General features: G+C 57.3%; 11 protein-coding genes. 3 read left to right on the top strand and 8 right to left on the bottom strand.

Annotated features, from left to right (window positions below):
* Positions 1-232: 232 nt before the first annotated feature.
* Positions 233-2512 carry a phosphoenolpyruvate--protein phosphotransferase gene (gene ptsP / locus KDX30_RS28735; RefSeq protein ID WP_231678185.1) on the bottom strand — a complete coding sequence of 760 codons (2280 nt, stop codon included), beginning with the start codon at positions 2510-2512 and terminating at the stop codon, positions 233-235.
* Positions 2513-2533: 21 nt separating this feature from the next.
* Entirely contained in the window at positions 2534-3013 is a 480-nt protein-coding gene (locus KDX30_RS28730) for an RNA pyrophosphohydrolase (protein ID WP_027898512.1), read from the bottom strand.
* A 142-nt stretch (positions 3014-3155) separates the two neighbouring features.
* On the opposite strand from KDX30_RS28730, the gene KDX30_RS28725 reads away from it, so the two are divergent.
* Positions 3156-3812, top strand: a complete 657-nt coding sequence (locus KDX30_RS28725) for a histidinol-phosphatase (RefSeq protein WP_231678184.1) — start codon at positions 3156-3158, stop codon at positions 3810-3812.
* Between the two features lie 155 nt (positions 3813-3967).
* Here KDX30_RS28725 and KDX30_RS28720 read toward each other — a convergent pair whose 3' ends face one another.
* Positions 3968-4396 carry a DUF2269 family protein gene (locus KDX30_RS28720; protein ID WP_231678183.1) on the bottom strand — a complete coding sequence of 143 codons (429 nt, stop codon included), beginning with the start codon at positions 4394-4396 and terminating at the stop codon, positions 3968-3970.
* Between the two features lie 159 nt (positions 4397-4555).
* Positions 4556-6070, bottom strand: a complete 1515-nt coding sequence (ilvA, locus tag KDX30_RS28715; RefSeq protein ID WP_231678187.1) for a threonine ammonia-lyase, biosynthetic — start codon at positions 6068-6070, stop codon at positions 4556-4558.
* Between the two features lie 232 nt (positions 6071-6302).
* Between ilvA and rpiA the strand changes: the two genes are divergently transcribed.
* A complete protein-coding gene (rpiA, locus tag KDX30_RS28710; protein WP_231678182.1) occupies positions 6303-6974 on the top strand; it encodes a ribose-5-phosphate isomerase RpiA in 672 nt (223 codons plus the stop codon).
* 162 nt (positions 6975-7136) lie between these two features.
* Here the strand turns inward: rpiA and KDX30_RS28705 are convergent, their stop codons facing one another.
* The 4 genes from KDX30_RS28705 to KDX30_RS28690 all read right to left on the bottom strand — a co-directional run bounded on the left by KDX30_RS28705 (position 7137) and on the right by KDX30_RS28690 (position 11434).
* Positions 7137-8039, bottom strand: coding sequence for an SdiA-regulated domain-containing protein (locus KDX30_RS28705; RefSeq protein ID WP_406644020.1), 903 nt, complete (start codon positions 8037-8039; stop codon positions 7137-7139).
* Positions 8040-8225: 186 nt separating this feature from the next.
* Positions 8226-9146, bottom strand: coding sequence for an SdiA-regulated domain-containing protein (locus KDX30_RS28700; protein WP_231678181.1), 921 nt, complete (start codon positions 9144-9146; stop codon positions 8226-8228).
* A 175-nt stretch (positions 9147-9321) separates the two neighbouring features.
* Entirely contained in the window at positions 9322-9987 is a 666-nt protein-coding gene (locus tag KDX30_RS28695; protein ID WP_027900682.1) for a fumarylacetoacetate hydrolase family protein, read from the bottom strand.
* A 52-nt stretch (positions 9988-10039) separates the two neighbouring features.
* Positions 10040-11434 (bottom strand): FAD-binding oxidoreductase, encoded by a 1395-nt coding sequence (locus KDX30_RS28690; RefSeq protein WP_122394627.1) that lies wholly within the window; start codon positions 11432-11434, stop codon positions 10040-10042.
* A 169-nt stretch (positions 11435-11603) separates the two neighbouring features.
* On the opposite strand from KDX30_RS28690, the gene serA reads away from it, so the two are divergent.
* Positions 11604-12833, top strand: a complete 1230-nt coding sequence (gene serA, locus KDX30_RS28685; protein ID WP_027900684.1) for a phosphoglycerate dehydrogenase — start codon at positions 11604-11606, stop codon at positions 12831-12833.
* Positions 12834-12978: the final 145 nt, after the last annotated feature.

Below are 12978 nucleotides of genomic sequence, written 5' to 3'. Positions count from 1 at the left end.
AGCATTTCAAGCCAAGAACTAATGCACCCACTGCTCTGTGCTTGATCGTCAATGCTGACGGCAGCCAATACTTCGTTGAACGGGCCGTATGGCGGGAGATTGGGTGAGGTGGAGCTAACCGTTTGATGCCTGTTGGAGCGAGGCTTGCCCGCGAATCAAACACCTCGGTATGCCAGGCATACCGTGTCATCGTTCTTCGCGGGCAAGCCACGCTCCAACAAATTGACCGCGATTAATGCCCTTTCACAGACCCCGGATTGATCATCCGCGACAGGCCCAGATTCTTCAGCGCCAGTTGCAGGGAGCTGCTGATCACTTGCGGGTTATCGTTGGTCATCAGTTGCGCCAGTATCTCCTTGGCCTTGCTAAGATGGATCTGACGTAGCATCCACTTCACTTTCGGCAGGTTGGTGGAGTTCATCGACAGGCTGTCGAAGCCCATCGCCATCAACAACACCGCAGCAGCAGGATCACCGGCCATTTCGCCACAGATGCTCACCGGCTTGCCTTCGGCATGAGAATCGCGCACCACGTTCTGCAAAGCCTGCAGAACTGCGGGGTGCAGGTAGTCGTAGAGATCGGCCACCCGTGGATTGTTGCGGTCCACGGCCAGCAGGTATTGAGTCAGGTCGTTGGAGCCTACCGACAGAAAGTCCACCTGACGCGCCAGATCGCGGGTCTGATACACAGCAGCAGGTACTTCAATCATCACGCCTACAGGCGGCATCGGCACATCGGTACCTTCGTCGCGTACCTCGCCCCAAGCCCGGTGAATCAAGTGCAGCGCTTCTTCCACTTCGTGGGTACTGGAGATCATCGGCAGCAGAATCCGCAGGTTGTTCAAGCCTTCACTGGCCTTGAGCATGGCACGGGTCTGCACCAGGAAGATTTCCGGGTGATCGAGGGTGACGCGGATACCGCGCCAGCCCAGAAACGGGTTCTCTTCTTTGATCGGGAAGTAAGACAGCGCTTTGTCACCACCGATATCCAGGCTACGCATGGTGACCGGCAGCGGGTGGAAGGCTGCCAGTTGCTCGCGATAAATCGCCAGTTGCTCTTTTTCGCTCGGAAAACGCTGTTGAATCATGAAAGGTACTTCGGTGCGATAAAGCCCCACACCTTCCGCGCCGCGCTGTTGCGCGCGAGCCACGTCAGCCAGCAAGCCGGTGTTGACCCACAGCGGCATACGATGGCCGTCCAGCGTGACGCAAGGCAGCTCGCGCAGCGCGTCCAGGCCTTGGGACAGCTGACGCTCTTCTTCAACGACCTTGGCGAACTGCTTGCGCATGGCATCGCTGGGGTTGGTGAAGACTTCACCGTGGTAGCCGTCGACGATCAGTTCGATGCCGTCGACCTTGGAATAAGGCAGATCGACCACGCCCATGACCGTGGGAATACCCATGGCTCGGGCGAGGATCGCTACGTGGGAGTTGCCGGAGCCGAGTACCGAAATCAGACCCGCCAGCTTGCCTTCCGGAACTTCGCCCAGCATGGCAGCCGTCAGCTCTTCACTGACAAGGATCGTGTTGTCCGGATACACCAGCGTCTGTTGCCGCGCCTCTTGCAAGTACGCGAGCAAGCGACGACCCAGGTCTTTGACGTCCGAGGCACGCTCGCGCAGATAGGCGTCGTCCATCAATTCGAAACGTTTGACGTGCTCGTTGACCACCGAGCGCAATGCGCCCTGCGCCCACTGGCCAGTCTTGATGACATTGGTCACTTCGCTGCCCAGCGAGGCGTCGTCGAGCATCATCAGGTAAACATCAAACAAGGCGCGCTCTTCAGGGCGCAGCTGGTTGGCAAGCTTGGCAGACAATGCGCGCATGTCGCTGCGCACGCCCTCAAGGGCAGTCTGGAACAGGGCAAGCTCGGCTTTGATGTCTGTAACGGTTTTGTCCGGGACCACTTCGAGGTCCGCAGGTGGCAGCATGACCACCGCAAAGCCCACAGCCGCCCCGGGAGAGCCGGCGACGCCGACGAACTTGGCTTCCTGGATACCTTTGCCCTGACGACCCAGACCGCGGATCGAGCCAGTGGCTTCAGCGTGGGCGATAACACCAGCGAGTTGCGCGCTCATGGTCACGAGGAAGGCTTCTTCGCCCTCGTCGAACTGGCGGCGCTCCTTTTGCTGGATAACCAGTACACCCACCACACGACGATGGTGAATGATCGGCGCGCCAAGGAACGACGCATAACGCTCCTCGCCGGTTTCGGCAAAGTAGCGATAACGGGGGTGATCAGCGGCGTTTTCGAGGTTCAGCGGTTCTTCACGGGTACCCACGAGGCCAACCAGACCTTCGTTCGGCGCCATGCTGACTTTGCCGATGGAGCGCTTGTTCAGGCCCTCGGTAGCCATCAGCACAAAGCGGTTGCTTTCGGGGTCGAGCAAATAGACCGAGCAGACTTGGCTGCCCATGGCCTCTTTGACGCGTAACACAATAATCCCCAACGCCGCCTTGAGATCCTTGGCGGAGTTAACTTCCTGGACGATCTTGCGCAGCGTATTGAGCATGGCTCGGGGTCGAACTCCGTGTCAGTCGCGCGACAAAAGGCGCGGGGCAAGCTCTTTGAGTGCGCGTCGATACACCTCGCGCTTGAATGTCACCACCTGACCCAGCGGATACCAATAGCTGACCCATCGCCAGCCATCGAACTCCGGTTTCCCGGTCAAATCCATCCGCACCCGCTGCTCGTTGGAGACCAGGCGCAGGAGAAACCATTTTTGCTTCTGGCCGATACACAGCGGTTGGCTGTGCGTCCTGACCAGACGTTGCGGCAAACGATAGCGCAACCAACCCCGAGTACAGGCAAGAATCTGCACATCCTCAGGTTCAAGCCCGACTTCTTCGTTCAACTCACGATAAAGCGCGTCTTCCGGCGTCTCCTGAGGGTTGATACCACCCTGTGGAAACTGCCAGGCATCTTGGTTGATTCGCCGAGCCCATAGGACCTGGCCGGAGTCGTTTGTCAGAATTATCCCGACATTAGGACGGAAACCATCGGGGTCGATCACGGCAACAACCTCGCAAACGCATGTCACCGCATTGTTCCACAAAGCCGATCAAAGCAGCAACGAGGCTTAGCAGGTTATGTGAAGAGTTGTGAAAACCTCGTATTCTGGTGCTCTTTTTTCAGCAATTTCAGCGAGTAACCGCATGCGCCTGGCTTTATTCGACCTCGACAACACGCTTCTGGGTGGCGACAGCGACCACGCCTGGGGTGATTACCTGTGCGGACGCGGCATTCTTGACGCCGCGACCTACAAAACCCGCAACGACGAGTTCTATCAGGATTACCTGGCCGGGACCCTGAACCTGACCGACTACCTGAACTTCAGCCTGGAAATCCTCGGCAGCACCGAGATGGCCCAGCTAGACGCGTGGCATCGGGATTTCATGCGTGATTGCATCGAACCGATCATTCTTCCCAAGGCGCTGGAACTGATCGCCAAACATCGCGAGGCAGGCGACAAACTGGTTGTCATTACCGCGACTAATCGCTTCGTTACCGGACCAATCGTTGAGCGTCTGGGTATCGAGACACTGCTGGCAACCGAATGCGAAATGGTCGACGGTCGCTACACCGGACGCACCACCGATGTGCCGTGCTTCCGCGAAGGCAAAGTGACACGTCTGAACCGTTGGCTGGAAGAAAACCAGTTCAGCCTGGAAGACAGCTATTTCTACAGCGACTCGCTCAACGACCTGCCGCTGCTGGAAAAGGTTGCCAACCCGGTAGCCGTGGACCCAGACCCGAAATTGCGTGCCGAGGCTGAAAGTCGCGGCTGGCCGGTGATTACGCTACGCGGATGATTTGTGGCTTTGCAATGGTCTCTGTGGGATGCACTTCCCTGTGGGAGCAGGGCTTGCCCGCGATAAGGGTGGACGCGATCTTAAGTGAACCGAGTCAGCCTTATCGCGGGCAAGCCCTGCTCCCACAAAGGATGGCATTCCAAAGAAGTCGCCTGTCAAACCGGCTTCGCCCCCATCAAACCGGCAATGGCGATGAAACAGACGGCCGTAAAAATCGCCAGCGCCAGGGTGAACTTTAACCCCCCTCTGGCTGGATCAATTCGGAGCTTGTTAAGGCGCACCACCAGCCATAGCCAGCTCAAAGCGCCGAAGGTGTAAAGCACGCTGCTGCCCAGCACCCAGGTTTGCCCCAGCGGCCAGCCAACAAGGTGTGCCAGCCACCAGCCGGTGATCGGCATGGTCAGCAGACATAACACCATCAGGATCCAGGCGAACAGCCTAGGACGCAGCAACAAGCGGGTGTGGTTGGTGGTAAACCCTGCCCTGCGGCCTTTGATCAGCCAGATGGTCAAACCGAGGGCGCTGAGCAGAAATAGCACCGTCGCCGAGATGTGCAGGGTTTTCAGGGCGGTGAGATGGTCCATTTTCTGTTGGTTCCAGTTGAGGCGTTGGTTTAACGCAGATTACCTGTGGGAGCGAATTCATTCGCGAAGAGGCCGGTGCAGTCGAAACATTTCATCGTCTACACCAATGCCTTCGCGAATGAATTCGCTCCCACAGGGATAGACCTGCGCGTGTCAGTCCTACCCCAAAAACAGCTTATACGCCGGATTCTTGCTCTCATCCCAATACGGGTAGCCAATCTCGGCCAGTGCCGCCGGGACCAGATGCCGTTCATCCTCTGGCACCACCAGCCCCGCGACCACACGGCCATCCGCCGCGCCATGGTTACGGTAATGGAACATGGAAATCGTCCACTGCCCGCCCAGCTTGTTGAGGAAGTTGAACAGCGCACCCGGGCGTTCCGGGAATTCGAAGCGGAATACCACTTCGTCGCTGACCCGCTCGGCATGCCCGCCGACCATGTGCCGAATGTGCAGCTTGGCCAGTTCGTTGTCGGTCAGGTCAATCACCGGGAAATCCTGTTCGGTGAGGCTGGTGATCAGATCTTTCCGTGGGTCGGTATAGGGATGCGTCTGTACGCCGACGAAAATGTGCGCCTCGCGGTCGGTGTGGTAACGGTAGTTGAATTCGGTGATCTGGCGCTTGCCGATGGCTTCGCAGAACGCCTTGAAGCTGCCCGGTTGCTCGGGAATGGTCACGGCGATGATGGCTTCGCGGCCTTCACCCAGTTCGGCGCGCTCGGCCACATGACGCAAACGGTCGAAGTTGACGTTGGCACCTGAGTCGATGGCGACGAAGGTCTGGCCGCTGACGGCTTCCTGCTCGACATACTTTTTGATCCCCGCCACCGCCAGGGCCCCTGACGGCTCGGTGATCGAGCGGGTGTCGTCGTAAATGTCCTTGATCGCCGCGCAGATTTCATCGGTGCTGACCGTGATCACTTCGTCGACGTAGTGCCTGCAGATGTCGAAGGTGTACTCACCAATTTGCGCCACAGCCACGCCGTCCGCAAACAGACCGACCTGCTGCAGCACAACGCGCTCGCCGTACGCCATGGCTTGCTGCAGGCAGTTGGAATCATCCGGCTCGACCCCGATGACCTTGATCTCCGGCCGCAGGTATTTCACGTAAGCCGCGATACCGGCGATCAAACCACCGCCGCCCACCGGGACGAAAATCGCGTCCAGCGGCCCCTGATGCTGGCGCAGAATCTCCATGGCCACGGTGCCTTGCCCGGCAATCGTGTCTGGATCGTCATAGGGATGGATGTAAACGAAGCCCATTTCTTCGACGAGCTCCAGCGAATGAGCCAGTGCTTCAGGGAAGGAATCGCCGTGCAGTACCACTTTGCCGCCCCGGGAACGCACGCCTTCGACTTTGATTTCAGGCGTGGTCTTGGGCATCACGATAGTCGCTTCAACGCCTAGGGTTTTCGCCGCCAGTGCCAGACCTTGCGCGTGGTTGCCTGCCGACGCTGTCACTACGCCACGGGCCAGTTCTTCCGGGCTTAGCTGCGCCAGTTTGTTGTACGCGCCACGAATCTTGAACGAGAACACCGGCTGCAAGTCTTCGCGCTTGAGCAGCACCTGATTGCCAAGCCGCTCGGACAACTGACGAGCGCCCTGCAACGGGGTTTCCACGGCGACATCGTAGACGCGGGAGGTGAGGATTTTTTTGACGTACTGTTCAAGCATCACGGCGACATCACTGGCGAAAGGGCAAGGACGGGAAGTCTAACCCGCGCTCCGATGCGCGACCACACGAATCACGGGGCTTTGGCGCTGGCATGTCGCTATAATGCGCGCCCTTTTACACATTACCGGTAGGAGCGAACTTGTTCGCGAGACGTCGTGCCTGTGTACGCAGACCTGGCCCCTCGCGAACAAGTTCGCTCCTACCGGACCATTCGGCATCCGTGGAGCCCGCATGAACCAGGATCAACTCAAACAAGCCGTGGCGCAGGCCGCCGTGGACTTCATCCTTCCGAAACTGGACGACAAAAGCATCGTCGGCGTCGGTACCGGCTCCACTGCCAACTGCTTCATTGATGCATTGGCCCAGCACAAAGGCGCCTTCGACGGCGCGGTTGCCAGCTCAGAAGCCACTGCTGCACGCCTCAAGGGCCACGGCATTCCGGTTTACGAACTCAACACTGTCAGCGATCTGGAGTTCTATATCGATGGCGCCGATGAAAGCGATGAGCACCTGAACCTGATCAAAGGCGGCGGCGCAGCACTGACCCGTGAGAAGATCGTTGCGGCCGTAGCCAAAACTTTTATCTGCATCGCCGACGCCAGCAAGCTGGTGCCCGTGCTGGGCGCGTTCCCGCTCCCCGTTGAAGTGATTCCGATGGCACGCAGCCACGTGGCCCGCCAACTGGTAAAACTGGGCGGCAACCCGGTTTATCGCGAAGGCGTGTTGACCGATAACGGCAATATCATTCTTGATGTGCACAACATGAACATCACCAATCCTGCCGAACTGGAAAGCCAGATCAATGCCATCGTTGGCGTTGTGACCAACGGCCTGTTTGCTGCGCGCCCTGCAGACTTGCTGCTGCTGGGGACGAGTGAAGGGGTCAAGACGCTGACGCGTTGAAGAACAAGCGCAGCCTCAAACAACTACTGGCTTTAGGCTAAATGCAATCCCTGTGGGAGCGAATTCATTCGCGAAGGCGGTCTGGCATATACATATATGTGTCAGGTCTGGCCTCTTCGCGAATGAATTCGCTCCCACCGGACATTACAATGCCGTCTGTCTTTACTGCTTCTTGAACACGTAAAACAGATTGGGCTCACTCACTACGTAAAGGGTACCTTCGTCATCCATGGCGATGCCTTCAGCCTGGGGTACGGTTTTGCGAAGGCCCATCGAACCCTGGCTCAACGAAACATTCCCAACCGCCCGGCCTTTGGTATCGAGCTCAACGATTTGTCGGGACTCATCCGACAGCGCGAGTAAATGCCCGCTGCGCTCGTCAAACTGCAGGCTGGAGATATCCCGCACAAATATCTCTGCATTACGCCGGGAGTCGGAAGACACCTCTACATTGGGCGTTTCGACGTTTGCATACGGGAAGCCGCGCACCTCGATTATCTGGACCGGTCGACGCTCCTTGGCGACAAAAAGGCGCTGGCCTTTCGTGTCATACGCCAAGCCTTCGTAGCCGTTGTTATTACCAGAGCCGATACCCAGTGTCAGTTGCTCGGCATCTTTGGCGTCCAGAAAAGTGGTTTCATCATCAACGTGGATCTTGATCAGGCGCTGCTTGCGCTCATCGCTAATGACATAAACGCCAGGGCTGATGTATTCGACCGCCTCCGAGTCACCGAACCCTGTCAGGGGAATGCGGCGCAGCGTTCTACCATCCAGGCTTAATTCAACCAATTGGGCATCTTTGTTAGTCACCGTGAACAGGCTTTTACGATCTGGATCATAGCTCAGCGCCGATGCATCCGAATCAAGGCCTGCAATGGGCTGAGCCTCTATGACGACTTTATAGCCCCCCAGGCCGATAGCCTGAGCGTCCTCACCCTGCCACAAAATCCTCCAGTTGAAGGATGCACGTTCAACGACGCGATATTCACGACCCGCAAAAAACGCCATTACAGTGAGAAGAATGACCAGAGGTATGAGAATTTTTCGGGAGAGAAGCAGGCGCATTCAGGTTGCTCGAGGTTCAGGCGGATAGCATGGATACCATGCGAATATGAATTGAAGCTTAATGGCGACGAGCCATCACACACAATGCCCCTGTAGGAGCTGCCGAAGGCTGCGAAGGCGTTTCATCTGATGCACCGCAGTTCGCAGCCTGCGGCAGCTCCTACAGGCAGCTCGACAGAAGCTGACCTACTTCTTTTTAAACGAATAAAACAGGTTCGGCTCGCTGACGATGTAAAGGCTGCCGTCGTCATCAAACGCTACGCCTTCAGCACGCGGGATGGTGTCTTTCAGACCGTTGAACCCACCCAGCAAGGTCATGAAGCTGACCTGTTGGCCGTTTTCATCCAGTTCCAGCAGCATGTGTGAGTCTGCGGACAGGGCCAGGGTGTGCCCGGTGCGGGGCTCAACGGTCAACGAGGAGAGATTGCGCATATCCAGAGACTTGCTCTCGACCTTTTGCTTCTCACCTTTCAAGACGTCGCTACCATCGCTTTCCCAAGTGAATATCGCAGCGGGGCGCTCTTCCCCCAGCAGCAATTGCTGGCGACGCGGATCCCAGGCAGTGCCCTCGAACGCTTTATTCTTGTTATCGGAAGGACCGAGGTCATACTCCCGAAAATCAGCGATGTTCAGGGTGGTGGTTTCCGGCGTGACCTTGACGATAGTCAGGTGATGCTGGCGCTCATCGCTGATAGCCATGAAGCCATTCTCCATCACCGCAACCGCCTCAGGATTACTCCACCCCACCAGCGGGATCTTGCGAAGCACATCGCCCTTGAGGGTCAATTCAACCAGAAACGGATGCTTGCCCATGACCGCAAAGAGTGTTTTGGTCACCGGGTTATAAGACACATCCGACGCTTCATCGTCCTCCATGCCAGGAAGCGGTTTGGCGTCGATGTCGACGACGTAGTCAGGCAGCCAGACACTGGCTTTGCGATCGGCAAGACTCTGAAAGCGCTCACCCAGCCACAGCCGACCACGATCATCCCAATGCATTACATGGGCAACGACGCCGCCAATCACCACAACCAGCAACAGCCAGACGTACCAGCGCGGGCGAGGTAGGCGACGTGACGTTTTGGTCGACGATGAAGGGTTGGTCATGAGCGTTCCCGAGTATGGATAACATCCGATGGCACAGTGCCCCAAGCGGGGAACTGGAGGCCGGATTATCCAGATCAATTGTGAAAAAAACGCCAATTGTTCAATTCAGGCGGTAAAAAACATAAAAACCGCCTGCGATGCGCATCGCAGACGGCTTTTAGTCACGCTTTGGTAATCAGCGAACGCTACTTTCGAAGGCTTTCTGACCAACCAGCTCAATCACCAGCTCATCGCCAGCCAACAGCGGGCCAACGCCTGCCGGAGTGCCGGTCATGATGACGTCACCGGCCTGTAGCGAGAAGCAGGCTGCCATGTGCTGAATCACTGGCACGATAGGGTTGAGCATATCGCGGCTGTTACCGTCCTGGCGGACTTCGCCATTGATGGTCAAGCGAATGCCGATGTCTGTCAGGTCGGAGAAGGTTTCAGCCGGTACGAACGGAGCGATAACAGCGGCACCGTCGAAAGACTTGGCTTCTTCCCATGGATAGCCCTTGTCGCGCAGCTTGGTCTGAAGATCCCGCAGGGTCAGGTCCAGGCCGGGAGCAAAACCGGAAATCGCGTCCAGCACTTCTTCGCGGGTCGGGTTCTTGGTCAACGGCTTGCCGATCAGCACGACAATTTCAGCTTCGTAGTGCACTGCGCCACGATCGGCCGGGATGGTGAAACCACCTTCCAGCGCAACAACGGCGCTGCCTGGCTTGATGAACAGCAGTGGCTCGGTAGGCACGGCGTTGTTCAGTTCCTTGGCGTGCTCGGCGTAGTTGCGACCTACGCAAACCGCCTTGCCCATAGGAAAGTGGATACTCGTTCCGTCGACATACTTATGCTGATAGCTCATGGCGGCTCCTTGGTCTCGTTGTGGTCACGCCACTATAAATAGTGACGGCCAATTAAACAGCGAAGATTTTTCCGGGGTTCATTATGCCGTTCGGATCGAATGCCGCCTTGATGGCTTTCATGTATTCGATTTCCACCGGCGAGCGGCTGTACGTCAGGTAATCACGCTTGGTCATGCCTACACCATGCTCGGCGGAAATCGAGCCGTTGTATTTCTGAACGGTTTCGAACACCCATTTGTTGACCCTGGCGCACTTGACGAAGAACTCTTCCTTGTCGAGGGCCTCAGGCTTGAGGATGTTCAGGTGCAGGTTGCCATCGCCGATATGGCCGTACCAGAGCACCTCGAAATCGGGGTAGTGCTCGGCAACGATCGCATCGATTTCACCCAGGAACGCCGGCACTTTCGACACAGTCACCGAGATGTCGTTCTTGTAGGGCGTGAAGTGGGAAATGGTTTCGGAGATGTATTCGCGCAGCTTCCACAGGTTTTTCAGTTGCTGCTCGCTCTGGCTCATCACGCCATCCAGCACCCAGCCCTGCTCGACACAATGCTCGAACGTCGCCAATGCTTCATTGGCCAGATCTTCGGTGGTGGCCTCGAATTCCAGCAGCACATAGAACGGGCAAGGCGTATCGAAGGGCGACGGCACATCACCGCGTGCCATGACGCGAGCGAACGACTTGTCAGAGAAGAATTCGAACGCCGTCAGGTCCAGCTTGCCGTGAAAGGCGTGCAGCACCGGCATGATCGAGTTGAAATCGGTAGTGCCCAGCACCATCGCCGTCAGGTTCTTGGGCGCGCGATCAAGGCGCATGGTGGCTTCGACGACAAAGCCCAGCGTGCCTTCAGCTCCGATGAACAACTGGCGCATGTCGTAGCCGGTCGCGTTCTTGATCAGGTCCTTGTTCAACTCAAGGATGTCGCCCTTGCCAGTCACCACTTTCAGGCCAGCGACCCAATTGCGGGTCATGCCGTAGCGAATAACCTTGATCCCGCCAGCATTGGTGCCGATATTGCCGCCAATCTGGCTGGAACCCGACGATGCAAAATCCACCGGATAGTAAAGGCCGTTTTCTTCCGCCAGGTTCTGCAGTTGCCGGGTGATGACGCCCGGCTGGACGCGAGCTGTGCGCTCGGTGACGTTCAGTTCCAACACCTGATTCATGTAATCGAACGAAACCACCACTTCCCCATTGGCCGCGACCGCTGCCGCAGACAGCCCGGTTCTGCCGCCAGACGGGACCAGCGCGACCTTGTGTTCATTGGCCCACAGGACGATGGCCTGAACCTGCTCGATGGTCTTGGGAAAGACGATGGCAACGGGCGCAGGTGTGAATTGTTTGGTCCAGTCCTTGCCGTAAGTCTCAAGGGATGCGGCATCGGTCAGCACTTTTCCAGGCTCAACCAGGGTCTTCAGTTCATCTACCAGCGCAGAATGGATCATCGACAGAACTCTCGAACAATTCATGGTCATCCTGAGAACGCTTCACGTCCAGGAATGGGGTTTCGCGGGGTGCATATGCTAGCATACGCCCCCCGCCAATCGAGCTGACGGCCCGATTCGCGACCGCTTCACTTACTGCCAAATTTCTCCGGGACACAGGTTAAAGCAGATGAGCAAGACTTCCCTCGACAAGAGCAAGATCAAGTTCCTTCTTCTCGAAGGCGTCCATCAATCCGCTGTGGATGTCCTCAAGGCAGCCGGTTATACCAGCATCGAGTACCACACCAAGTCTCTGCCGGAAGCCGAACTGAAAGAAAAGATCGCCGACGCTCACTTCATCGGCATCCGGTCTCGCACCCAACTGACTGAAGAAATGTTCGATCACGCGAAGAAACTGGTCGCGGTCGGCTGCTTCTGCATCGGTACCAATCAGGTTGATCTGGACGCGGCCCGCGAGCGCGGTATTGCAGTGTTCAACGCGCCGTACTCCAACACTCGCTCGGTCGCCGAACTGGTGCTGGCAGAAGCGATCCTGCTGCTGCGCGGCATCCCGGAGAAGAATGCATCCTGCCACCGTGGCGGCTGGATCAAAAGCGCTGCCAACTCTTTCGAGATCCGTGGCAAAAAACTGGGCATCGTCGGCTACGGTTCGATCGGTACTCAGCTGTCCGTATTGGCTGAGAGCCTCGGCATGCAGGTGTTCTTCTTCGACCCGCTGACCAAGCTGCCACTGGGCAACGCGACTCAGGTCACCAGCCTGACCGAACTGCTGGGTATGGCTGACATCGTTTCGCTGCACGTGCCTGAGCTGCCGTCCACCCAGTGGATGATTGGCGAGAAAGAAATCCGTGCGATGAAGAAGGGCAGCATCCTGATCAACGCCGCTCGCGGTACGGTCGTTGAACTGGACGCCCTGGCGGACGCCATCAAGGACAAGCACCTGATCGGTGCGGCTATCGACGTGTTCCCGGTTGAGCCTCGCTCCAACGATGACATCTTCGAAAGCCCGCTGCGCGGCCTCGACAACGTGATCCTGACCCCGCACATCGGTGGTTCCACCGCCGAAGCTCAGGCCAACATCGGTCTGGAAGTGGCTGAGAAGCTGGTCAAATACAGCGACAACGGTACGTCGGTGTCTTCGGTCAACTTCCCTGAAGTGGCCCTGCCTGCTCACCCTGGCAAGCACCGCCTGCTGCACATCCACGAGAACATCCCGGGCGTGCTGATGGAGATCAACAAGGTCTTCGCCGAAAACGGTATCAACATTTCCGGTCAGTTCCTGCAGACCAACGAGAAAGTCGGTTACGTGGTTATCGATGTCGATGCCGAGTATTCCGATCTGGCTCAAGAAAAGCTGCAACACGTCAAAGGTACGATCCGTAGCCGCGTGTTGTTCTAAGCGGTTCTGGCTCAACAAAAAGGAGACCTTCGGGTCTCCTTTTTTGTGTCCGTGATTTCTGCACCAGCTTATGACCTGTAGGAGCGCGCTTGCCCGCGATTCGGTCTGTCAGTCGATGAATGTATCGACAGTACAGACGCCATCG

Origin of the sequence: Pseudomonas quasicaspiana (assembly GCF_021147825.1) — a bacterium.
GTDB lineage: Bacteria > Pseudomonadota > Gammaproteobacteria > Pseudomonadales > Pseudomonadaceae > Aquipseudomonas > Aquipseudomonas quasicaspiana.
This window is presented reverse-complemented; position numbering and strand designations above follow the sequence as displayed.

What these genes read in the sequence shown, in the direction of transcription:
- rpiA (WP_231678182.1), top strand. Translation starts at nt 6,303, where the DNA reads ATGAACCAGGATCAACTCAAACAAGCCGTGGCGCAGGCCGCCGTGGAC.
- KDX30_RS28695 (WP_027900682.1), bottom strand. Translation starts at nt 9,987, where the DNA reads ATGAGCTATCAGCATAAGTATGTCGACGGAACGAGTATCCACTTTCCT.
- ilvA (WP_231678187.1), bottom strand. Translation starts at nt 6,070, where the DNA reads ATGCTTGAACAGTACGTCAAAAAAATCCTCACCTCCCGCGTCTACGAT.
- KDX30_RS28690 (WP_122394627.1), bottom strand. Translation starts at nt 11,434, where the DNA reads ATGATCCATTCTGCGCTGGTAGATGAACTGAAGACCCTGGTTGAGCCT.
- KDX30_RS28720 (WP_231678183.1), bottom strand. Translation starts at nt 4,396, where the DNA reads ATGGACCATCTCACCGCCCTGAAAACCCTGCACATCTCGGCGACGGTG.
- ptsP (WP_231678185.1), bottom strand. Translation starts at nt 2,512, where the DNA reads ATGCTCAATACGCTGCGCAAGATCGTCCAGGAAGTTAACTCCGCCAAG.
- KDX30_RS28725 (WP_231678184.1), top strand. Translation starts at nt 3,156, where the DNA reads ATGCGCCTGGCTTTATTCGACCTCGACAACACGCTTCTGGGTGGCGAC.
- KDX30_RS28700 (WP_231678181.1), bottom strand. Translation starts at nt 9,146, where the DNA reads ATGACCAACCCTTCATCGTCGACCAAAACGTCACGTCGCCTACCTCGC.
- KDX30_RS28705 (WP_406644020.1), bottom strand. Translation starts at nt 8,039, where the DNA reads ATGCGCCTGCTTCTCTCCCGAAAAATTCTCATACCTCTGGTCATTCTT.
- serA (WP_027900684.1), top strand. Translation starts at nt 11,604, where the DNA reads ATGAGCAAGACTTCCCTCGACAAGAGCAAGATCAAGTTCCTTCTTCTC.